Annotated in this window: 14 protein-coding genes; 8 read left to right on the top strand and 6 right to left on the bottom strand. The window is 72.6% G+C overall.

Annotation, left to right across the window (positions count from 1 at the left end):
* Positions 1 to 50: 50 nt before the first annotated feature.
* Both OHB04_RS26785 and OHB04_RS26780 read right to left on the bottom strand, forming a co-directional pair.
* Entirely contained in the window at positions 51 to 1,283 is a 1,233-nt protein-coding gene (locus OHB04_RS26785) for a dihydrodipicolinate synthase family protein (RefSeq protein WP_326808472.1), read from the bottom strand.
* Complete coding sequence (locus OHB04_RS26780) at positions 1,280 to 2,452, bottom strand: Gfo/Idh/MocA family protein (protein ID WP_326690202.1); 1,173 nt, start codon at positions 2,450 to 2,452, stop codon at positions 1,280 to 1,282. The genes OHB04_RS26785 and OHB04_RS26780 overlap by 4 nt, the downstream gene beginning before the upstream one ends.
* Positions 2,453 to 2,605: 153 nt before the next feature.
* On the opposite strand from OHB04_RS26780, the gene OHB04_RS26775 reads away from it, so the two are divergent.
* The 3 genes from OHB04_RS26775 to OHB04_RS26765 all read left to right on the top strand — a co-directional run bounded on the left by OHB04_RS26775 (position 2,606) and on the right by OHB04_RS26765 (position 6,096).
* A complete protein-coding gene (locus OHB04_RS26775; protein WP_326808471.1) occupies positions 2,606 to 3,895 on the top strand; it encodes a LacI family DNA-binding transcriptional regulator in 1,290 nt (429 codons plus the stop codon).
* 213 nt (positions 3,896 to 4,108) lie between these two features.
* Positions 4,109 to 4,972, top strand: a complete 864-nt coding sequence (locus OHB04_RS26770; protein ID WP_326690200.1) for a sugar phosphate isomerase/epimerase family protein — start codon at positions 4,109 to 4,111, stop codon at positions 4,970 to 4,972.
* A gap of 425 nt (positions 4,973 to 5,397) precedes the next feature.
* The gene (locus OHB04_RS26765; RefSeq protein WP_326808470.1) at positions 5,398 to 6,096 is read left to right on the top strand and encodes a hypothetical protein; all 699 of its coding nucleotides are present in this window, start codon (positions 5,398 to 5,400) and stop codon (positions 6,094 to 6,096) included.
* 100 nt (positions 6,097 to 6,196) lie between these two features.
* On the opposite strand, the gene OHB04_RS26760 is transcribed toward OHB04_RS26765, so the two are convergent.
* A complete protein-coding gene (locus tag OHB04_RS26760) occupies positions 6,197 to 7,612 on the bottom strand; it encodes a S28 family serine protease (protein ID WP_326690198.1) in 1,416 nt (471 codons plus the stop codon).
* A 169-nt stretch (positions 7,613 to 7,781) separates the two neighbouring features.
* On the opposite strand from OHB04_RS26760, the gene OHB04_RS26755 reads away from it, so the two are divergent.
* Together OHB04_RS26755 and OHB04_RS26750 are read left to right on the top strand one after the other, a co-directional pair.
* Positions 7,782 to 8,276 carry an NUDIX domain-containing protein gene (locus tag OHB04_RS26755; protein WP_326690197.1) on the top strand — a complete coding sequence of 165 codons (495 nt, stop codon included), beginning with the start codon at positions 7,782 to 7,784 and terminating at the stop codon, positions 8,274 to 8,276.
* Positions 8,277 to 8,292: 16 nt separating this feature from the next.
* Entirely contained in the window at positions 8,293 to 8,529 is a 237-nt protein-coding gene (locus OHB04_RS26750; protein WP_326690196.1) for a hypothetical protein, read from the top strand.
* 66 nt (positions 8,530 to 8,595) lie between these two features.
* Here OHB04_RS26750 and OHB04_RS26745 read toward each other — a convergent pair whose 3' ends face one another.
* Positions 8,596 to 12,561: an ABC transporter ATP-binding protein gene (locus tag OHB04_RS26745; protein ID WP_442815109.1), complete on the bottom strand. Its 3,966-nt coding sequence runs from the start codon at positions 12,559 to 12,561 to the stop codon at positions 8,596 to 8,598.
* Between the two features lie 236 nt (positions 12,562 to 12,797).
* Positions 12,798 to 13,136 (bottom strand): helix-turn-helix domain-containing protein, encoded by a 339-nt coding sequence (locus tag OHB04_RS26740; protein WP_326690193.1) that lies wholly within the window; start codon positions 13,134 to 13,136, stop codon positions 12,798 to 12,800.
* Positions 13,137 to 13,198: 62 nt separating this feature from the next.
* On the opposite strand from OHB04_RS26740, the gene map reads away from it, so the two are divergent.
* The gene (gene map, locus OHB04_RS26735) at positions 13,199 to 13,966 is read left to right on the top strand and encodes a type I methionyl aminopeptidase (RefSeq protein ID WP_326690192.1); all 768 of its coding nucleotides are present in this window, start codon (positions 13,199 to 13,201) and stop codon (positions 13,964 to 13,966) included.
* A gap of 171 nt (positions 13,967 to 14,137) precedes the next feature.
* Complete coding sequence (locus tag OHB04_RS26730) at positions 14,138 to 17,203, top strand: AfsR/SARP family transcriptional regulator (RefSeq protein WP_326808468.1); 3,066 nt, start codon at positions 14,138 to 14,140, stop codon at positions 17,201 to 17,203.
* Between the two features lie 551 nt (positions 17,204 to 17,754).
* On the opposite strand, the gene speB is transcribed toward OHB04_RS26730, so the two are convergent.
* The gene (speB, locus tag OHB04_RS26725) at positions 17,755 to 18,846 is read right to left on the bottom strand and encodes an agmatinase (protein ID WP_326808467.1); all 1,092 of its coding nucleotides are present in this window, start codon (positions 18,844 to 18,846) and stop codon (positions 17,755 to 17,757) included.
* A gap of 113 nt (positions 18,847 to 18,959) precedes the next feature.
* On the opposite strand from speB, the gene OHB04_RS26720 reads away from it, so the two are divergent.
* Positions 18,960 to 19,784 (top strand): phosphatase, encoded by an 825-nt coding sequence (locus tag OHB04_RS26720; RefSeq protein ID WP_326690189.1) that lies wholly within the window; start codon positions 18,960 to 18,962, stop codon positions 19,782 to 19,784.
* The last annotated feature ends 60 nt before the right edge of the window (positions 19,785 to 19,844 follow it).

Below are 19,844 nucleotides of genomic sequence, written 5' to 3'. Positions count from 1 at the left end.
AGGGTCGGGGCCCGGACCCGGGGCAGGACCGGTGCTGGGGCTGGTGGCGCTCACTGGTCAACCCCGTTGACGGCGAAAAGCTGCTTCATCCGGTGCTCGGCAAGCTCGGGGTCGGGGAACAGGCCGATACCGTCGGCGAGTTCGTAGGCACGCGCGAGGTGCGGCAGCGAGCGCGCCGACTGGAGCCCGCCGGCCATGGTGAAGTGCCGCTGGTGCCCGGCCAGCCAGGCCAGCAGCACCACGCCCGTCTTGTAGTAGCGCGTCGGCTCCTGGAACAGATGGCGGGCGAGGGGGACGGTCGGATCGAGCGCCGCCCGGAACGCCTTGCTGTCGCCGTCGTCCAGCATCCGTACGGCGTCGGCCGCCAGCGGGGCCAGGGGGTCGAAGACGCCGAGCAGCGCGTCGCTGTGCGCCGCCCCGTCGCCCTCGATCAGCTCGGGGTAGTGGAAGTCGTCACCCGTGTAGCAGCGCACGCCCTCGGGCAGTCGTACGCGCAAGGCGGCCTCGCGGTCCGCGTCGAGGAGGGAGACCTTCACGCCGTCGACCTTGCCGGGGTGCGCCGCGATGATCTTCAGGAAGGTGTCGGTGGCCTCGTCCAGATCGCCGCTGCCCCAGTAGCCCTCCAGCGCCGGGTCGAACATCGGGCCGAGCCAGTGCAGGAGGACCGGGCGCGCCGTCTGCCGCAGCAGGGCACCGTACACGCTCTCGTAGTCCTCGGGCCCGCGCGCAGTGGCGGCCAGCGCGCGGGAGGCCATGAGGATGGCCTGCGCTTCGCTGTCCTCGACCAGGGCGAGCTGCTCCTCGTAGGCGCGGGTGATCCGGGCCAGGTCCTCCGCCCCGGGGCCGCCGTGGCCCGCCGCACCGTCGCGGCCTGCCGGGCCGGCGCGTCCGGCCGGGCTCTGGGCGGCGGGTGCGGGGAGCTGGTCGGTGCCGACGCCGCAGGCGATACGTCCGCCGGTGGCCTTCGCCTCGGCCGCCGAGCGCCGGATCAGCTCGGCGGCGCCCGCCCAGTCCAGACCCATGCCGCGCTGCGCGGTATCCATCGCTTCGGCCACGCCCAGCCCGTGCGCCCACAGGTGGCGGCGGAAGGCGAGCGTGGCGTCCCAGTCGAGCGCGGCGGGCCCGCCGGGCGCGGTATCGGCCAGCGGATCGGCGACCACGTGCGCCGCCGCGAAGACGACCCGGGAGACGGGCGGTGCCCCACGCCCCCGCCGCAGGGCCGGAGCGGCGCCGCGAGGCTCGTAGGCGCGTGTCCCCCCGGAGAGCTCGGGCAGCAGGATCACAGGGTCAGCTCCGGCACCTCGCAGCGGCGGCCTTCGGCGGAGGACTTCAGGCCCAGCTCCGCGAGCTGTACGCCGCGCGCGCCCGCCAGCAGGTCCCAGGTGTAGGGCCGGGCGGGGTCGGGCGCCGCGACATGCCGCAAGAACAGCTCCCACTGGGCCTTGAAGCCGTTGGTCTCCTCGTCGCCGTCGTTGTCCGGCACCTCCTGCCACTGGTCGCGGAAGCGCTCGGTGGCGGGCAGGTCGGGGTTCCACACCGGCTTGGGCGTACCGGCCCGGTGCTGGTAGCGGCAGCCGCGCAGCCCCGCGACGGCCGATCCCTCGGTGCCGTCGACCTGGAACTCCACCAGTTCGTCGCGGTGCACACGCACCGCCCATGAGGAGTTGATCTGGGCGACGGCGCCGCCCTCCAGCGTGAAGATGCCGTAGGCGGCGTCGTCGGCCGTCACCTCATAGGGCTCACCGCGCTCGTCCCAGCGGCGCGGAATGTGCGTCGCGACCTGCGCCTGCACAGAGGTGACCCGGCCGAAGAGGTTGTGCAGCACGTACTCCCAGTGCGGGAACATGTCGCCGGCGATGCCGCCGCCGTCCTCCGCGCGGTAGTTCCACGACGGGCGCTGGGCCGGCTGGAGATCGCCTTCGAACACCCAGTATCCGAACTCGCCGCGTACGGACAGGATTCTGCCGAAGAAGCCGCTCTCCACCAGGCGCCTGAGCTTGCGCAGGCCCGGCAGGAAGAGCTTGTCCTGGACGACGCCGTGCCTGACGCCCGCGCGGGCGGCGGCCCTGGCCAGCTCCAGCGCGCCGTCGAGCGAGGTGGCGGTGGGCTTCTCGGTGTAGATGTGCTTCCCGGCGGCGATGGCCTTCTTGAGGGCTTCCTGGCGCGCCGAGGTGACCTGGGCGTCGAAGTAGACGTCCACGCTGTCGTCGGCCAGCACCGTGTCCAGGTCGGTGGAGATCTGGCCGGGATCGAGCCCGTGCTCGTGGGCCAGCGCCCTGAGCGCGTGTTCCCTGCGGCCCACCAGGACCGGCTCGGGCCACAGCCGCTCGCCGTCCCCGAGGTCGAGGCCGCCTTCCTCGCGGAGGGCGAGGAGGGAGCGGACGAGGTGCTGGCGGTGCCCCATCCGTCCTGTCACACCGTTCATCGCGATCCGGACTGTCCTGCGTGTCACGTGGGCTCTTCTCCCTCGGCGGACGTCGACAGCAAGCGCTTTCTGCCAAGCACGCTACGGCCAATATGTGACTTCAACAAGGGACTTGACACCCGGTGTGGCGGGGGCCGCCGGGTGAGAACATGTCCTCGGACAAGACGACCGGAGGATCCGATGGCAGTCACCCTGGCGGACGTCGCCGCACGCGCGGGGGTCTCGGCGGCGACGGTCTCCCGAGTGCTGAGCGGCAACTATCCGGTGGCGGGCGCCACCAGGTCCCGCGTGCTGCGCGCCGTGGACGAACTGGAGTACGTGGTCAACGGCCCGGCCAGCGCGCTGGCCGCCGCCAGCTCCGACCTGGTGGGCATCCTCGTCAACGACATCGCCGACCCGTTCTTCGGCATCATCGCGGGCGCGGTGCAAAGCGAGATGAACGGCGCGGAGGGCGGGCCGGGGGCCGGGCCCCGCAAGCTCGCCGTCGTCTGCAACACCGGAGGATCGCCCGGACAGGAGCTGACGTATCTCACCCTCCTCCAGCGCCAGCGCGCCGCCGCTGTCGTCCTGACCGGGGGCGCGGTGGAGGACCCCGAGCACAGCGCGGCGCTGGAGGGCAGGCTGCGGCGGCTCGCGGCGGACGGCACCCGCGTCGTGCTGTGCGGCAGGCCGCCACTGCGCACGCCCGGGGAGCGCGGCGGGCGGCCGGGCAAGCCGGACGGGGCGTCCGGGGAGCCGGCGGGGGAGGCTGTGGCGGAGGCCGGGGAGCCCGTCCGCGTCTGGGATACCGTCCGCGCCGAAGAGCCGGGGGCGGAAGGCCGTCGCCAGGCGCGCACGCCCCTGGAGCGGCGCGCGGTGCGGACGCTGTTGCCGGAGCAGCGCGGCGGGTCCGGCGAAGGGCTCGGGATCCTCACGGTCGCGTTCGACAACCGGGGCGGGGCGCGCGCGCTCACCGCGCATCTGCTGGCGCTCGGACACCGCGCGGTCGGCTACGTCGCCGGGCCCCCCGAGCGCACCACCACCCGGCACCGCCTGGAGGGCCACCGCGCCGCGCTGGCGGCGCACTCCCCCGGGCTGTCGGCGGGCGCCGAGCGGCTGACGGTGCACGGCGGCGGCTACGACCGGGGCTCCGGCTACGACGGCGCGCTCGAACTGCTGCGCAGGGCACCGGAGGTGACGGCCGTGCTCGCGGCGAACGACACCGTGGCCCTGGGCGTGTGCGCCGCGCTGCGCGAGCGCGGGCTGCGCGTCCCGGAGGACGTCTCCGTGGCGGGCTTCGACGACCTGCCCTTCAGCGCCGACGCCTCCCCCGCGCTGACGACCGTACGGCTGCCGCTGTACGAGGCGGGGGCGCGCGCGGGCCGCCTGGCGCTGGGCAGACAGGCACCGCCGCCCGGCGGGGTGGCCACCGTGCGCGCCGAGCTGATGGTGCGCGCCTCCACGGCGCCGCCGCGCCCCCGCACGGGCTGAGCCGCCACGGCGCTCGCGCCGCGCGCGTTCCGAGGCGCGGTGCGCCCGGACTTCGAGGCGCGGTGCGCCCGGATGGAGAGCCACGCACGGCGCGCGGACCACCGCCGGTGGCCCCGTGCCGGGAGCGGGGATTCACTCTGACGTCGGAGAATCACCACCACAGTTACGGCAGGGAGCTTGTAGGACGGGACCGGCATCTGGTCCTCTGAGCGCATGCGACTCGCCTTCTCCACCCTCGGCGTTCCCGGTATGCCCGTGCCCGAGGTGCTGCGGCTGGCCTCGGGAGCCGGTTTCCACGGGGTCGAACTGCGCGCTCATCCGGAAGAGCCGGTCCACCCCGGTCTCGGGCTGACCGACCGGGTGGAGGTCGTGGAGCGGTTCAAGGAGGCGGGCATCCAGATCCTGTGCGTCGCCGGATACCCGAGGGTCGCCGAGCGCGGCGAGGACGCCGAGGTGCTCTCCCGGCTGCGCGCCCTGCTGGAGCTGGCCCGCGACCTGGGCGCGCCGTACGCCCGGGTCTTCCCCGGCGGCGGGGACGCGGGCCTCGCCGAGGGGGACGCCACGGCGGCCAGGCGGCTGGCGAAGGGCGCGGCGATGGCCTCCGACCTGGGTGTCCGGGTGCTGCTGGAGACCCACGACTCGCACCGTACGGGCGCGGACGCGGCACGCGTCCTGCGGGCGGTCGACCATCCGGGCGCCGGGGTGCTGTGGGACGTGATGCACACCTGGCGCGGCGGGGAGGACCCGGCAAAGACGCACCGGATGCTCGCGCCGTACCTGGGCTACGTCCAGGTCAAGGACATCGCCTCCCGCGAGGACACCACGCCGCTGCCGCCGGGCGAGGGGGTGCTGCCGCTCGCCGAGGTCGTGGAACTCCTCACCAGGGCGGGAGACGCCGCCGAGGACCCGGGCGAGGCGCCGGGGAGCGAGCGGAGCGACTCGGCGTCCGGTGGCGGGGCCGGGGAGTGGCTGTGCTGGGAGTACGAAAAGCGCTGGTATCCGGAGGTGCGCGAGCTGCCCGCTCTGTTGCCGGCCGTGCGCGACCATCTGCTCGGCCTGCTCGCGGACGCGGCGTAGCGTCCGCCCGGGCGCGTCCTCCGCCGACCGGGGGACGGCGTACGGGGCAGCGCGCGGCAGGGCAGCGCGCGGTGGCGTTCACAGGCGTGGAAGGCCGTTCACACAACTGCCGGACCGGTCACATCATTTCGCCTTGTTCCTGGAAATCCCGGAACCTGTGCCCAGCGCGGAACGTCCCACCGGCGTACCGCCGCTGAGTCGCCACGGCACGGTGTCGGCTTCGCTGCTGGCTGCGTCGCTGACCACCCTCTCCGCCGGCCGTGGAAGGCGGTACGCCGCCACCGGCGCGCCCCCTCCGACTGCGCCGGTGGTGGCTCACTCCTTCGACGGATGGCCCCGCCGCCGGGCCGCGGGCAGGCTGGAAGCGCGCCGGCGGGAGCCGTGGGGTGCGAGAGCGGAGAGCGACCGGGGGTGCCGGGCTACACATGCGTATCCATGCGATGCGCGCCGCCGTCATCGCGGCGGGCTGCGCGATGGTGCTCTCGCTGGCCTCCAACGGCTGTACGCGCCCGCCCGGTTCGCCGGGCGCCGAGTCCACCGCCGGGGCGGGACAGGTCCCGCCGTCCGCCGTCGCGCCGCCTGCGGGGAGCCGGGGGCGTGGGACGGCGTCCGCCCAGCATCCGGGAGGTGTCTTCCTCGCCGAGGGCGAGTGCGGCACCCACAACCGGCAGCGGATCGAGGAGGTGCCCTGCGACAGCGAGCGCGCCGCCGTCAAGGTCGTGGCCCGGCACGAAGGGGCCCGGCACGAAGGGGCGCGCGCAAAGAGCCCGCGCTGCCCCGCGCACACCGATTTCGTACTGCACATCAGCGAGCGCTTCCCCGAGCAGGGCACGAGCGGCGGCACCGCATGGCAGGGCCACGCCTGCGCGCGCTACCTGGAGCCCCCGCACCCCGGCGACCCGGGAGGGGGCGGCGGCCCGCGCACCGTGGTGGGCGACTGCGTCTACGCCACGGAGCGTGCGCGCGAGGTCAAGGAGACCCCCTGTGCCGAGGTCCCGGGCAGACACCGGCCGCAGTTCCGGGTGGAGCGGCAGCTGCGCGACCGTACGGCCTGCCCGGCAGGTACGGCCCTCTACGTCGATCTGGGCGGCGTCAAGCCGGTCGGCTGTGCGCGCCGCGTCTGAGACGGCTCCTCCGCGAAGGCCCCGGCGCGCGCCCGCGACAGACAGCAGCCGCCGCGCACCTTCAGCGCGCGACGGCTGCTCCTTCAGGACTGCTGCCCGGTCAGGGGCGCAGTGTCAGCGCGTCCTTGTCGGGACGGTCGAGCTTCTTGTCGTACGCGGTCAGGCGCTTGGGCTTCTCGTTCGGGTCGACCTTCACGTCCGCCCACTTCATGAGGGCGCGGGTCGCGGCGGCGCGGTCGTTCTCCTCCAGCTTGGAGATGTTGGCGCCGTGGTTCTGGCCCGGTGCGGTGTAGACGGCGGTGTCCTTGGTGCCCTTGCCCGGGCGGAACGGCTCGGCGCCCCAGGGGTCGTTCTGGCCGTAGACGAAGAGCATCTGCGAGGAGTCGTGGCGCACCCAGGCGTCGACGTCGCGCATCGCCTTGTCGTGCTTGTTGAACTTCACCGGGATGTCACGCGGCACATAGGTGCGCGGCACGTTCAGGCCCGGGTACTTGCGCACGTCGTCGAGGAGGGGCTCCTCGTAGTCGGGCGAGCCCAGCTGGGTGCCGGCCTGGTAGTAGTACGGCGTGTAGGGGAGCATGCCCTGGTCGGTACCGGCGTCCCAGCCGCCGATGTCGTCGGCCCACTTGTAGAGCACGTCGGTGGAGGCGTCGGTCGCGGGCACCTGGTCGCACTCGGACTCAAGGTGGTACTGCCAGAAGCCCCACACCAGGTCCTGCGCCACCAGTTCGAACGCCTTGTCGGCGCTGCCGGCGAGCTCGAAGGTGTAGTCGTTCTCCTTGGCCCACTTCTCGATACGCGACACCATCTCGCCACGCCGATCGAAGATCTCGTGCTGAACGCCGTTCAGCTTGGCGCGGCACTCCTTGGAGCCGACCTTCTTGAAGAACTTCCCGTAGGCGGAGTCCTCGGCGTTGCGCACGTCGTTGGGCGCGACATAGGCGACGGTGCCGTCCATGTCGTGCGGATAGAAGCGGCGGAAATAGGTGGCGGTCATGCCGCCCTTGCTGCCGCCGGTCGCGATCCAGTTCTTGCCGTAGATCTTCTTCAGCGCCTTGAAGATGCGGTGCTGGTCGCTGGCGGCCTGCCAGATGTCGAGCTTCGACCAGTCGGCCGGGTCGGGCCGCGAGGGGGTGAAGAAGCGGTATTCCATGGAGACCTGGTTGCCGTCCGTCATCTGGGTCGGCTCGCTCCGGCTGGGATTCGTGTTCAGGTTGTATCCGCCGGTGAAGAAGACCGTGGGCCGGTCCTCTCCCTTGTGCAGAATTGATATGCGCTGCTTGAAGGTGCCCTTGTCCGGATGCCGGTGGTCGATGGGCTGTTCATAGTTGAGTACGAAGTAGCGGTATCCGTCGACCGGCTTCTCTTCTATGAGGCTCATGCCGGGCACCGCGAGGATACGGTCCTTGATGTCGGTTCCGGCCGCTGTGGTGGCGGCCCCCGCCGAGGCGCTGCCGATGCCGACGGTGCTGATGAGCACCACCAGTGACAGCAACCATCTGAGCGTTTTACGCATTCACCCTCCCCTTACATCGCCAAAAGTCGTCGTGAACCTATCGGCGCAACCCCCGCTCCGCCAGACCCAGATGCACGTATACGGGGAAGGGCACACCGCTGAGCGGTGCGCCGGGACTCCGCCGGAAGGTTCACCGGGGCTGTCACAGGCGCGTACTACGCTCGGCCGCATGACCGAAGCCGCCACACCACCGCCCGTTCCGCTGGCCACGGGGCCGCGCGGGATGCGGCTGCTCTCCTTCCACCGGGAGCCCGAGGACACCCGCTTCGAGGACGCTCCCCTCGGCTACGCACTGGTGGCCGTCCGGCACGAGGGCCGCCTGCTGATGGTCTACGAGCGGGACCGGGACTGCTGGGAGCTGCCTGGAGGCGGCATCGAGGAGGGCGAGAGCCCCCGCGAGGCGGCGGTCCGCGAGCTGCGCGAGGAGACCTGCCAGGTGGCGGATCCGGCTGCGCTGCGCTTCGTGGGCTTCTCCCGTACGGCGCTGGGGCGGGAGCAACGGATCCTGTACGGCGCGCTGTTCACGGGAGAGCTGACGCGCGTGCTGCCGTTCGTGGCGAACAGCGAGATCTCCGCCATCCACTGGCGCGCGGGCGATGAGCCGCTGCCGTACGGACAGACGCAGACCGTGGACGAGTACCTGGTCGGCCTGTGCGCCGAGTGAGGCGTACGGTCGGTACATGGGAGCAGCACAGGAATTCACCTTCGAGCGACGTGGTGACCGTTCCGTGGTGATCAGCCACTACGGCAGCCAGGCCACAGTCCTGCGCGGCGCGAGCGCCGAACGGTTCCTCACCGAGGTCACCTCCGCCGGCGGCGCGTCCGCGGCACAGCTGGTGATGGCCCGCTGGACGGGCAACTACCGGCGGGGGAACGAGCGCACGGCCCAGCAGCACCAGCGCAATCGCCACCGCTGAGCACGGCACGGGAGGCCTGCCCGGAATTCGACAGATCTCCCGGCCTGCTCAGCTCACCCCGCCCGCTCAGCTCACCACGGGCGCGGGCGCCGTCTCCAGCGCCCCGGCCCCGCCCGTGTAGGTGCGCCACAGCCGGGCGTAGCGGCCGTCCAGCTCCAGCAGTTCGGCGTGGGTGCCGTCCTCCACGACCCGGCCGTGGTCGAGGACGACGACGCGGTCGGCGCGGGCCGCCGTCGTCAGCCGGTGGGCCACCACCAGCGTGGTGCGTGCCCCCGCGAGCTGGTCGGTGGCCTCGTTGACCAGCGCCTCGGTGGCGAGGTCGAGCGCGGCGGTCGCCTCGTCCAGCAGCAGGATGCCGGGGTCGACGAGTTCGGCGCGGGCGAGGGCGATCAGCTGCCGCTGGCCCGCCGACAGGTTGCGGCCCCGCTCGTCCACCTCGTGCAGATAGCCGCCCGAGAGCGAGGCGATCATGTCGTGCGCCCCCACGGCGCGCGCCGCCGCCTCGACCTGCGCGTCGGTCGCGTCCATCCGGCCGTAGGCAATGGCGTCCCGCACGGTGCCGGGGAACAGATAGGGCTCCTGGGGCACGACACCGATTTTCTGCCGGTATCCGGTCAGCTCCAGTTCCCGCAGGTCCTCGCCGTCGACCAGGACGGCGCCCGCGCTCGGGTCGTAGAACCGGGCGACGAGCTTGACCAGGGTGGACTTGCCGGCGCCGGTCTCGCCGACGAACGCGACGGTCTGCCCGGCCGGAATCGTCAGCCGGATGCCCGACAGCGCTTCCTCGCCACCGGATGAAGCACCGGCCGCCTCCGGGGCCACCTCCTGGGCCGCCTCTGCCTTGAGGGCCACGTCCGCCTTGGGAGCAGCAGCCGACTTGGCAGCGGCCTCCGCCTTGAGTGTCGCGTCCGGGGCCGTTTCCGTTTCCGCCTCCGCAGTGACCTCCGAGGCCGCGTACCGGAAGTGGACGTCCTGGAAGGTGATCTCGCCGCGCAGCCCCTCGACCGCACGCGGGGAGCGGGCCTGCGGCGTGCTGGTCTCCTCGCGCAGCAGCTCCTGGATGCGGCGCAGCGAGACGGCTGCCTGCTGGTATCCGTCGAACACCTGCGAGAGCTGCTGCACGGGTGCGAAGAACAGCTCGATGTAGAGGAGATAGGCCACCAGCGCGCCCGCCGACAGCGTGCCGTTCTCGATCCGGCCCGCGCCCACGACGAGCACGGCGGCGGTGGCCAGGGACGCGAGGAGCTGGACGAAGGGGAAGTAGACGGAGATCAGCCACTGTCCGCGCACCCGGGCCCGCCGGTATCCGTCGCTGCGGCGCTCGAACTGGACGGCGCCGCGCTCCTCGCCCCGGAACGCCTGCACCATCCGGAGGCCCGCCACGGACTCCTGGAGGTCGGAGTTCACGACGCTGACCCGCTCGCGCGCCAGTTCGTAGGCCTTGACGCTCTGCCTGCGGAAGAAGACCGTGCCGAGAACCAGCAGCGGCAGCGTCGCGAAGACGACCAGCGCGAGCTGGACGTCGATCACCAGCAGCGCGCCCAGGATGCCCAGGAAGGTGAACAGCGAGACGACGGCGGTGACCAGGCCGGTCTGCAAGAACGTGGAGAGCGCGTCCACGTCGGTCGTCATCCGGGTCATCACGGCACCCGCCAGGTGCCGTTCGTAGTAGTCGAGGCCGAGGCGCTGGAGCTGCGCGAAGATCTTCACCCGCAGCGCGTACAGCACCCGCTCCCCGGTGCGCCCCGTCAGCAGCAGGGAGCCGGTCTGCGCGGCCCACTGGGCGACCACCACGGCCAGCGCCAGTGCCGAGGCCACCCACACGGCGCTCAGGGCGCCCTTTTCCACGCCGTCGTCGATGCCGTGCCGGATCAGCACCGGCAGCACCAGGCCGAATCCGGCATCCAGTGCGGCGAAGACGAGCGCGACCAGCAGTGCGGCCCCGAAGCCGCGCAGCAGCCGCCGGAGTCCGTAGGACTTCTCGCGCTGCTCGGCGCGCTCCTCGTCGATGTCCGGAGTATCGAGCGCGGGCGGCAACGCGGCCACCTGGGCGAGGAGTTCGGGGCTGCCGGGCGATCCGGCCAGCCCAGAGGCGAAGCCGCCGGGGCGGCCGGCCTGTGCCGCCGCGGCGCTCGCGGCCGTTCCGGATCCGTCGCCGGACGCCGCGCCGTCGGTCTCGTCGCCCTCGGTCTCGGCGCGCACCCACAGCTCGGGAGTGACGCCGTCCACGGCGCTGTGCGCGTCGTGTGCGGCCATTCCGGCCGGGTCGCGGTCCACCTCGCCCAGCTCGTCCGGATCGGTCAGCAGGCGCCGGTACAGGGCGCAGCGGCCGGTCAGTTCCTCGTGGGTGCCGAAGTCGGCCAGCCGTCCCCCGTCCAGCACCGCGATGCGGTCGGCCAGCGCGAGGGTGGATTGCCGGTGCGCGATCAGCAGCGTCGTGCGGCCCGCCATCACGCCGCGCAGCGCCTCGTGGATCTCGTGCTCGACCCGGGCGTCGACGGCGGAGGTCGCGTCGTCCAGGAGCAGCAGCCGGGGGTCGGTGAGGATGGCGCGGGCGAGCGCTATGCGCTGGCGCTGGCCGCCCGAGAGCGTCAGGCCCTGCTCGCCCACGGCGGTCTCGTAACCGTCGGGCAGCTCGCCTATGAAGCCGTCGGCCTGTGCGGCGCGGGCGGCGGCCCGTATCTGTTCATCCGTGGCATCCGGTGCGCCGTAGGCGATGTTCTCCCTTATGGAGGAGGAGAACAGGAAGCTGTTCTCGGGGACGTGCCCGATGGCCGAGCGCAGGGAGGCCAGGGTGAGGTCGCGCACGTCCTGGCCGCCGACGCGCACGGCGCCGCCCGTCACGTCGTAGTAGCGGGGCAGCAGCATGGAGACGGTGGACTTGCCGCTGCCGCTGGCGCCGACCAGCGCGACGGTCTCACCGGGCTCGATGCGCAGGCTGAAGCCGTCCAGGACGGGGCTGCCGGAGGAGTATCCGAAGGTGACGTCGTCGAACTCGACGGAGGCGTCAGCCGATTCGGGCAGGTCGCGGGCGTGCGGGCTCTCGGCCATCTGAGGCTCGGTGTCGATGAGGTCGTAGACCCGCTCGACCCCGGCGCGCGCCTGCTGCCCGACGGTGAGCATCATCGCGAGCATCCGGACGGGCCCCACGAGCTGCGCGAGGTAGGTGGAGAAGGCCACGAAGGTGCCCAGCGTGATCTGTCCCCGGGTGGCCATCCAGCCGCCGAGGGCCAGCATGGCGACCTGGCCGAGCGAGGGCACGGCCTGGAGGGAGGGGGTGTAGCGGGCGTTGAGCCGTACGGTGCGCATCCGGCCGGCGAACAGCTTGCGGCTGATGGCGCGCAGCTTGCCGGTCTCCTGCGCCTCCTGGCCGAAGCCCTTGACGACGCGGACGCCGGTGACCGAGCCGTCCACCACCGAGGCGACGGCCCCGGCCTGCTGCTGCGCGTACCAGGTCGCGGGGAAGAGGCGCTTGCGGCTGAGGTTGGCTATCCACCACAGCAGCGGGAAGACGGCGACGGAGACGAGCGTCAGCAGGGGGGACAAGGCAAGCATCACGACGAGCGCCAGGAGGAACAGCAGGACGTTGCCGATCATCATCGGCAGCATGAACAGGAGGCTCTGTACGAGCTGGAGGTCGCTGGTGCCGCGTCCGACGACCTGGCCGGTCGACAGCTCGTCCTGGCTGCGGCCGTCGAGCCGGACGATCGAGCGGTACATCTCGGTGCGCAGGTCGTGCTGGACGTCCAGGGCGAGTCTGCCGCCGTAGTAGCGGCGCGCGAAGGTGAAGGCGTAGATCACCGCGGCGGCGCCTATGAGCAGCCCGACCCACATCCACAGGCCGCCCCCGCCGCCGACCACCACGTCATCAATGATGATCTTGGTCAGCAGGGGGACCATCGCCATGACGGCCATGCCGCCGAGCGAGGCCCCCAGTGCGAGGACGACCGCGCGTTTGTACCGCCAGCAGTATCCGGTCAGCCGCCGGGCCCAGCCCCGCTCACCCGGCGCGTCCTCCGCCTTCTCCGACACCTTGCGCCCCACGCACGACCCCTCACGTCACCAGTTCATGTACCGGAAACACCAACGTAGGAGTGTCGCGTTTTCATCCCGCCGTACACAGAGCGCACGGAAGTCCGGGCGGAAGTCCTAGGACCACCGCCGTGCCCCCGTACGCCCCTGCTTGCCGTCGGGCGCACGCATCCGGGCGCCGTGGCCCGGGAACGGCGGCCCTGGGCGGAGAGTGGGCGGCGATCCGGAGTCCGGCGTCAAACGGCTCCCGCCTCGACCGTCTCATCGGGCCGCGCGGAGCCTTCGGGCTGATCGGGCTGATCGGGCTCATCCGTCTCCGCCGACCCGACGATGACAGCGGCGCAGCGCCCGGCCACGTCCTCCAGGGCCAGCCCCAGAACCCCGGCGAGGGCCGCGACCGTGAAGAAGGCGGGGGTGGGCGCGCGGCCCGTCTCGATCTTGCGGAGCGTCTCGGCGGAGAGCCCGGCCGCCGCGGCGACCTCGGTCATGCTGCGCTCGCCACGTGCCTCGCGGAGCAGAGCGCCCAGGAACCGGCCGCGCTCGCGTTCCAGTGCGGTGAGAGGGGTGCGTACCATGCCCGTGATACTAATACCGGTATAAGAATTGGAACCCCTTGGTGGGCGAGAGGACCGGACTCATGGTGGAGATCAAGACGGACGCCGCGCTGGACGCGATGCGTGTGGCCGGGCGCGTGGTCGCCGACATCCTGCGCGAGACCCGCGCGACGGCGGCCGTGGGCATACGGCTGAGCGAGCTGGACGACGTGGCCCGTGAGGTCCTCCGCGCGGCCGGGGCGACCTCGCCGTTCCTGAACTACCGCCCCTCGTTCGCGTCGATCCCCTTCCCCGCCGCCATCTGCGTCTCCGTCAACGACGCGGTCTCGCACGGCATACCGGGCGACTACCGGCTGCGCGACGGCGACCTGGTCAGCGTCGACTGCGGCGCCCAGGTGGAGGGCTGGACCGGCGACGCGGCTGTCAGCTTCAGCGTGGGCACCCCGCGCCCCGGGGACCAGGAGCTGCTGAAGGCCACCGAGGGCGCGCTGGAGGCGGGCATCGCCGCGGCGCTCGTGGGCGCCAGGATCGGGGACATCTCCCACGCGGTCGGCACGACCGGCCGCGCCGCCGGTTTCGGCATCCTTGAGGATTTCGGCGGCCACGGCATCGGCCGCCGGATGCACGAGGAACCCTCGGTGCCGAACGAGGGCAGGCCGGGCAGGGGCTATCCGCTGCGGCACGGCCTGGCGATCGCGATCGAGCCCATGCTGATCGCGGGCGGTGGCGACGCGTATTACACCGCACCGGACGGCTGGACCCTGCGCACTTCCGACGGAAGCAGGGCCGCGCACTTCGAGCACACGGTCGCGGTCACGGACGAGGGCCCGCGCGTGCTGACGGCACCCTGACCCGCGGGCCGCTCCCGGCCCGCCCCCCTGCACCCACACGCTCGTATGCGCCCCGTCATACGACGCGGGCCGGGAGGAACCCTGGGGAAAGTCCTGAATCGGTCTAGGACTGTCAGGTCCACAGCGGTTAGGTCATTCGAAGTGGCACGACCGTGACGGGGGTGGGCGCGGGTGACCGTGCGATTCGGGGTGCTGGGGACGGTCGAGGCGTGGCAGGACGACTCACTGCTGGCGCTGGGACACACGCGGCAACGGCTCGTCCTGGGAGCCCTCCTCCTCGACGCGGACAAGGTGGTCGCGACGGACACCCTGGTGGAGAGAGTGTGGGGGGACCGTGTGCCGCTGCGCGGCCGGGAGACCCTGTACGGCTACATGTCCCGGCTGCGGAGGGCGCTGGCGGGCACGGAGACGGCCCCGATGCGGGAGCCCGGCGGTTACCGCATGGCTGTCGACGGGGGCGCCGTGGACGCGCTGCGATTCCGCTCGCTGGCGGGGCAGGCGCGCGCGGCGAGCGGCGCCGATGAGGCGGCCCTGCTGTGGGAGAAGGCGGCGGGGCTGTGGCGCGGGCCGGCGTTCGCGGGCGCCGACACACCGTGGTTCAACACCCAGCGGGCGCAACTCGAAGCCGAACTGCTGTCCGCCCGCATCGACCTGGTGGAGGCGCGTCTGGCGTCGGGCCGGCACGAGCGGGTACTGACGGAGTGCGCGGCGCGCGCCGCCGAACGCCCGCTGGATGAGCAGGTGGCAGGCCAGTTCATGCGGGCGCTGTACCGGTGCGGGCGTCAGGCGGAGGCGCTGGAGCACTACGCGCGCATGCGAAGACGGCTGGCCGAGGAGTTGGGCATCGACCCGAGCCCCGCACTGCGGCAGCTCCACCACCACATGCTCACCGAGCACCCCGAACTCGACCCCCCGGCCGGAGCCGGCACCACCACCATGGCCAGCACCGCAGCCCTGACCGGCCCCACCGGCCCCGCCCCGACCCCAGCCCCCGTCCCCGTCCCCGGCAATCCGGTCGACGCCACCTCGGCCGCCGCCGTCTCCGACAATCCGGTCGCGGTCGGCGCCGTACCCGACAATCCGGTCGGCGTCATCCCCGACCCCACCCCCGTCCCCGCCCCGCGCGGGCCCGAGGCGCGCCCCGTGCCCCGGCAGCTCCCGGCACCGCCCGGCGCCTTCGTGGGCCGGGCTCACCAACTGGACGCTCTTGACGGCATGCTGAAGTCGCGCGACGGCGTGGTCAACGTGCTGCCGGTCTCGGTGATCGGCGGGGCAGGTGGTGTCGGCAAGACGTGGCTGGCGCTGCGCTGGGCCCACGAGCGGCTCGAACGGTTCCCGGACGGACAGTTGTACGTGGACCTGCGCGGCTTCGACCCCTCCCGCTCGCCCCTCCCCGCCTCGACAGCCGTGCGGGGCTTCCTGGACGCACTCGGAACCGACCCCGCCTCGGTCCCCGCGGACGCGGAGGCACAGGCCGCCCTCTACCGTTCGCTGCTGGCCGACCGGAGCATGCTGATCGTCCTGGACAACGCCCGCCACGCCGACCAGATCCGTCCGCTGCTGCCCGGCTCCGCCACGTGCGTGGTCCTGGTGACCAGCCGCAACCGGCTCGACGGGCTGGCGGCCACGCACGGGACCCGCTGGCTGGGCCTCGACACGCTCCCCGACGACGAGGCCCGCGAGGTCCTCACCCGGGCGCTCGGCGAGGATCCGGTGGCGGCCGAACTCCCCGCCGTCGCCACGCTGCTGCGCCGGTGCGCGGGGCTGCCCCTGGCGCTGGGCATCGTGGCCGCGCGCGCCGCCGCACGCCCCGGGTTTCCCCTCGCCGCGCTCGCGGCGGAACTCGACGACGCGGCCACCCGTCTCGACGCCCTGAACACGGGCGATCTGAGCGCCGACCTGAGAGCGGTGTTCAAGACGTCGCACAGCGCGCTGGACGACCGGTCCGCGCTGCTGTTCGCACTGCTCGGGCTGACCCCCGGACCGGATACGGGGCTGGAGGCCGCCGCGCGTCTCGTGGACTTGCCCGTCCCCCGCACCCGTGCGCTCCTGCGGTCCCTGGAGGCCGCCCACCTCGTGCGGCAGCACACGCCCGACCGCTACCGCATGCACGACCTCATCAGGCTCTACGCCGCCGAGCAGGGCCACGCTCTCCCCACGAGCGCGCAGAACGCGGCGCTGCGCAGGCTGACGGACTTCTACCTTCAGGCGGCCCACCACGCCGACCGGCTGCTCTCCCCGTTGCGCACCCCGATCCCGGTGAGCGGCCCTGTCCGGGACGGCGGCCCAAGCCCGGAACGCCGCCCGGACAGCAGCCCGGACAGCAGCCTGGGCAGCGGCGAGGACCGGCTGCCGTTCCAGGACGCGACGGCGGCGCTCTCCTGGTTCGACGCCGAGTACGCCTGTCTGCTCGGCGTCCACCATCTCGCCCTCGTACGCGGCTGGGACAGCCAGGCGTGGCAGCTCGCCTGGGCGCTGGACACCTTCCAGTGGCGGCGGGGCCGCCTGCCTGACCGCGTCGCGGTCCTGGACGCGTCCCTCGCCGCCACCGAACGGCTGGGCGATCCGGGCTCGCTGGCCCTGGCCCACCGGCTGCTGGGCCGTGTGCACGTCTCCCGCGGGCAGCACGGCAAGGCTCTCGGTCACCTGCGGCGTTCGCTGGCGCTGTACGTGGCGGCGGGTGAGGTCGCGGGCCAGGCTCAGGCCCATCTGAACCTCGCGCTCGCATGGGAGGAACAAGGCGACGACGAGGCGGCCCTGGTCCACGCCACGGAGAACCTGCGCCTGCGCGCCACGCTCGACAGTCCCCCGCGGGAAGCCGAAGCGCTGAACGCCGTCGGCTGGTACCACGCTCGCCTCGGCAACCACCGCCCGGCCCGCGACCACTGCGAGAAGGCCCTGGCGCTGTGCCGCGCCCATGACTTCCAGGAAGGCGCCGCCTTCACCCTGGACAGCCTCGGCTACCTCGCCCATCACAGCGGTCAGCACGCCCAGGCCCTGGGCTTCTATCACCAGGCCCTGGCCAAGTGGCGCGAGTGGGGCGACCACTACCAGGAGGCCGACGCGCTGAACTGTCTCGGCAAGGTGTACGAGGCCCTCGGCCGGTACGCGGAGGCCCACGGCGCCTGGCACCAGGCCCTCAACCTCTACCGGGACCAGAATCGCACCGCCGCCGTCGAGCGCGTCACCCGGCACCTGCGCGCGGGGGCGCGGAGCGAGGCGCGCGGCGGCGGCTGATCACCTCACTCACAACACCGTCGTGACAACTGACTTGTTGTCCAGACTCGTTGTCCAGACTTGCTGTACGGACTTGTTGTACGGACTTGCTGTTGGGCCCGCACTCGCGGCCGACCCCCCGACCGGCCGCGGAGCGCGGGAACCGGAAGCGGTCCGGTGAGCCTGCTGGCTCCACCGGACCGCCCCGGCCGCGGCGACGCGTCCCTGGGCGCTGCGCAGGCGGGCACCCCCCACGAGGCCAGCTCTGCTACTTCCGCGCCGCGTCGCCGTCCCGCGCGGGATTGCCTGTGCAGTCTGTCGAGAACTTCCACAGAATGCACATCGACCGATCAAATTCAGTAACGTCCCGTATTAAATCAGTGGCAGATTGTGACCGCTCGGCATGAGTCCGCCACCCACGTCAAGCCCCGCCCACCAGCGCCGTTGGGCGGCCCGCGACGCGGTGCAGTCGAAACGGTATGCGAGCACTCGGTTGCGCACCGTCCGCAATACGGCCGGAAACCCTCCGCTCACCAGCACCCGGAGCCTCGCACACGCCCGCACCGAGACCGCTAGACGGCGCCCGCGCGCTCCTCCCGGGATGCCGCGATCTGCCGCGCCATCAGCGTCGTCAGCTCATATGCCGCGTGGGAGGCGGCAACAGAAGTGATCTCCGCGTGGTCGTAAGCGGGCGCGACCTCCACCAGGTCCGCCGAGACGAGATGGCAGTCCGACAGCCCGCGCAGGATCTCCAGCAGCTCCCGCGAGGTGAGTCCGCCGGCCTCCGGAGTACCGGTGCCCGGCGCGTGCGCGGGGTCCAGCACGTCGATGTCCACCGACACATACAGGGGGCGGCGGCCGATGCGCTCGCGAAGCTGGTCGGTCACCTCGTCCACGCCGCGCCGCATCACATCGGCGGAGGTGACGATGCCGAAGCCCATCCGCGCGTCCTCACCCAGATCGCGCTTTCCGTACAGCGGTCCCCGGATGCCCACGTGGGAGAGGGCCGAGGTGTCCAGCAGCCCCTCCTCGAACGCCCTGCGGAAGGGGGTGCCGTGGGTGTAGGCGGCCCCGAAGTAGGTGTCCCAGGTGTCCAGGTGAGCGTCGAAGTGCAGCAGCGCGACGGGGCCGTGCTCGCGGGCCATCGCGCGCAGCAGCGGCAGCGCGATGGTGTGGTCGCCGCCCAGCGTCATCAGCCGGGCACCGGAGTCCAGCAGGGATCCGGCGGCCTCCTCGACGGTCTCGACCGCCTCGTTGATGTCGAACGGATTCACCGCTATGTCCCCGGCGTCCGCGACCTGCGCCAGCGAGAACGGCGCGGCATCCTGTGCCGGGTTGTAGGGCCGCAGCAGGCGCGACGCCTCCCGGATCGCGTTGCCGCCGAAGCGGGCGCCGGGGCGGTAGGACACGCCCGTGTCGAAGGGAACGCCCACCACGGCGACATCGGCACGCCCCTGCGTCTCGTCGATCCGGGGCAGCCGGGCGAAGGTCGCGGGGCCCGCGTAACGGGGCACCCGGGAGGAGTCGACGGGGCCACGGGGCGCCGGGCGGCCCCCGTCCGGGTGCCCGTCCGTGATCGTCGGGTTATCTCCGCCGGACGGGAGATGCCCGCCGTTGACCTGGAGATGTTCGCTGCTGGCCGGAGGATGTTCGCTGCTGGTCATGGGGGCGAGGGTAAGCATGTGCAGGCCCCCGGAGGCTTGGACTTTGTGAGGATCCGGGAGGCGCCTTTTGGACACGGCGTCCATCGAGCGTCCGTACGAGCCACAATGGCTACATGTCACAGCCTCGCTTGCCCGTGCCGCTCCCCCTGCCGCTCCCGGACGCGCCCTCGCGCGACGAGCTGACCGGCCACCTGGTGCGCACCCGGATCGCGGGGGACGTCGCCACTCCGCGGGAGAACAACCTCGACCACTACCGCAAGCTCGCCAACGGCGACCGGCACTACTGGCTCGGCCTGGAGCTGGGCGACCGGTGGGCGGACGAGCAGGACGTGCTCGCGGTGATGGCCGAGCGCTGTGGCGTCAACGATGACCCGGATTACCGCACGGGCCAGGACACCATCGATCCCGAGCTGACCGTCGGCGCCCTGGACCGGGCGGCGGCCGAGCTGCGCAAGGCCGCCGAGGGGCAGCAGCGGGTGCTGCTCGCGACCGGGCATCCGGGCGCGCTGCTGGACATGCACGGCACTCTCGCCATCGCCCTGCGCGCCGCCGGATGCGACATAGTCCGCGCGCCCCTGGGTGTGTACGCGGACGAGGGCGTGATCGTGCAGTTCTCCGGAGTCGCGGTCTACGAGCGGGGTGCCTCGCTGTGGCACACGCACTCCCCCGAGCCGATGGCCGGGGTGCTGCGTGCCCTGGAGCAGGCCGGGGAGGCGCTGCCCGACCTGGTGGTGGCCGACCACGGCTGGGCGGGCCGGGCGGCCCAGCACGGTCTGACGGCGGTCGGTTTCGCCGACTGCAACGACCCGGCGCTCTTCCTTGGCGAGGCCGAGGGCACCTTGGAGGTGGCCGTCCCGCTGGACGACCACGTGGTCGATCCCCGCTTCTACGAGCCGATGACCGCCTATCTCCTGGAGGCGGCGGGGCTGGCCGGCTGATCCTCCGGTCAGCGCGCCGGCTGCCCCCCTCCGCGGTTCCTCCGGTCGGCGGGCCGACGG

It is taken from the genome of Streptomyces sp. NBC_01775 (assembly GCF_035917675.1).
GTDB lineage: Bacteria > Actinomycetota > Actinomycetes > Streptomycetales > Streptomycetaceae > Streptomyces.
The sequence above is the reverse complement of the archived record's forward strand: the minus strand, read 5'-3'. Positions and strand labels throughout refer to the sequence as shown.

What these genes read in the sequence shown, in the direction of transcription:
- OHB04_RS26770 (WP_326690200.1), top strand. Translation starts at nt 4,109, where the DNA reads ATGCGACTCGCCTTCTCCACCCTCGGCGTTCCCGGTATGCCCGTGCCC.
- OHB04_RS26755 (WP_326690197.1), top strand. Translation starts at nt 7,782, where the DNA reads ATGACCGAAGCCGCCACACCACCGCCCGTTCCGCTGGCCACGGGGCCG.
- OHB04_RS26720 (WP_326690189.1), top strand. Translation starts at nt 18,960, where the DNA reads ATGTCACAGCCTCGCTTGCCCGTGCCGCTCCCCCTGCCGCTCCCGGAC.
- OHB04_RS26740 (WP_326690193.1), bottom strand. Translation starts at nt 13,136, where the DNA reads ATGGTACGCACCCCTCTCACCGCACTGGAACGCGAGCGCGGCCGGTTC.
- OHB04_RS26760 (WP_326690198.1), bottom strand. Translation starts at nt 7,612, where the DNA reads ATGCGTAAAACGCTCAGATGGTTGCTGTCACTGGTGGTGCTCATCAGC.
- OHB04_RS26750 (WP_326690196.1), top strand. Translation starts at nt 8,293, where the DNA reads ATGGGAGCAGCACAGGAATTCACCTTCGAGCGACGTGGTGACCGTTCC.
- map (WP_326690192.1), top strand. Translation starts at nt 13,199, where the DNA reads ATGGTGGAGATCAAGACGGACGCCGCGCTGGACGCGATGCGTGTGGCC.
- speB (WP_326808467.1), bottom strand. Translation starts at nt 18,846, where the DNA reads ATGACCAGCAGCGAACATCCTCCGGCCAGCAGCGAACATCTCCAGGTC.
- OHB04_RS26775 (WP_326808471.1), top strand. Translation starts at nt 2,606, where the DNA reads ATGGCAGTCACCCTGGCGGACGTCGCCGCACGCGCGGGGGTCTCGGCG.
- OHB04_RS26765 (WP_326808470.1), top strand. Translation starts at nt 5,398, where the DNA reads ATGCGTATCCATGCGATGCGCGCCGCCGTCATCGCGGCGGGCTGCGCG.